Raw genomic sequence first — 1,672 nt, 5'->3', positions numbered from 1 at the left:
CCTTTATCGGAGGATTTTGGTCTGGTGGAGCATTAAATAGTTCCAAAAAACCAGGAGAAACTACTAGAAATGACTCAAAGACTTCTCCGCAATCGAATCGGGATTTGCCAGGAACTCCAAACAGTACAAAAGACGGTAACAATACAAAACCTATGCAAACACCAACAGTAACTCAAAGTTCAGATCCTAATATTTCTTCGATAGATCCAAAGTACCGAGAAGGAATGAAACCAGACAGATTCAAGAAAACTATTGATTCTATTGACCAAATTATCAAAGAGATAAAGGGGGAAAAGGGAGAAGAAAATGATGATATTCTCACAGCACTCTATGAGGTTTTGAATGTTCCCGACCTGGATTATAAAGGAGCAAAAAAATACGATCCCCAAGAGCAAATCAAGTGGGTAAAAGCCATACATTTATACCAAAAAAAGTTGGGTGATCAGCTTGGTTATATAGATGATAATACTAAAAAAACCATGAGGAGTTTAAAACAAGACATCGAATTTAAGTTATCAATTCGGTATCCATAAAAAAATTAATGAGGTTGACATGGAATTATGATGAGAAGCTACCTGTACATACTCGCGGGCATTACATCAGCCTTAATAGGCTGGAACATCGGTCAAGTATTCCTCACTGATTTAGGTTTACTCAAGCAATTTCCCGAACTCATACTTTTTCCCTGCATCGCAGTGTGGCTGGCCGTTGCAATGGTGTTTACTGAAATCTTTGTCAGCACCCCCACTAGACCTAAATTGTGCTGGCGCATTGCCTTACTTCCGATTAGCATTGCCGCCGGATTGGGGATATTAGCGGGCTTAATTGCAGGCGGGATTGCCCAAATTGTCCTTTTGCCAGAAATTCGGTTTGATACCCGGATTTTGAGAATCGTATGTTGGCTATTTATCGGCGCTTCTACAGGCATTGCTGAGGGAGTGACTTGGCGGTGGCACAGCATCGAAGCGGGAGATGCAAAGCGTTTTTGGCAGCGATTCCAAACAAGTTTAATAGCCAGCGTTACAGCGAGTTTAGCAGCCGCGCTAATCTTTGAAATCTTGCGACAAATCGGAGCATTTCCGCCTGCCTTCAAAGGTGTTGAAGATCCGATCGGATTTGCAATTTTAGGAATGTTGCTGGGCTTCGCATTTAGCCGATCGACATCTCCTAGCTACATGGCCGCTCTCAGGGCTGGTACTGGTTTTGAATACACAGGAGAAAATTATGACGATCAATTTGGTAGCTCGAACATTGCACCTGCCTATCCTGCGATCGACAAACAGGAGGCCAAACTCAAGTTTGTTAGCGATAGTGAATCCGACAAGATTGAGGAAGGCTTATCAATTCAACTGCCAGAAAAAGGCATTATCAGAATTGGTTCTGCTCCCAAAGCCAATATCCAAATTCCGGGACTTCCCCTTCATGTTGCTGACTTAGAAATGAAAGCCCGTGAAGCTATTCTCAAACCTAACCCTAAGTCCTACGGCAGTATCGCAGTGAATGGCGAGCGCCTGAGTTCTCGCAAAGATATTTCTCTCAAACACAACTACGTTATAACTTTTTACCCAAAAGATGAATATACAGCCAATGAACAGAAATTCTACCGATTTGTTTACTACAATCGCTTCCTTGACCCACAAGCTTAGCTTATCTGCACTGCTAGCTCTTTCTC

At 42.5% G+C, this 1,672-nt stretch carries 2 protein-coding genes; both read left to right on the top strand.

Going from position 1 to position 1,672, the window contains the following annotated elements:
• Nucleotides 1–533: hypothetical protein (locus IQ270_RS30085; protein WP_193976754.1), on the top strand; the 533-nt coding region annotated here is incomplete at its 5' end.
• Between the two features lie 27 nt (nucleotides 534–560).
• Nucleotides 561–1,646: an FHA domain-containing protein gene (locus IQ270_RS30080; protein WP_339384253.1), complete on the top strand. Its 1,086-nt coding sequence runs from the start codon at nucleotides 561–563 to the stop codon at nucleotides 1,644–1,646.
• Nucleotides 1,647–1,672: the final 26 nt, after the last annotated feature.

Source organism: Microcoleus sp. LEGE 07076 (genome assembly GCF_015207455.1).
Taxonomy (GTDB): Bacteria; Cyanobacteriota; Cyanobacteriia; order Cyanobacteriales; family Microcoleaceae; genus Microcoleus.
The sequence above is the reverse complement of the archived record's forward strand: the minus strand, read 5'-3'. Positions and strand labels throughout refer to the sequence as shown.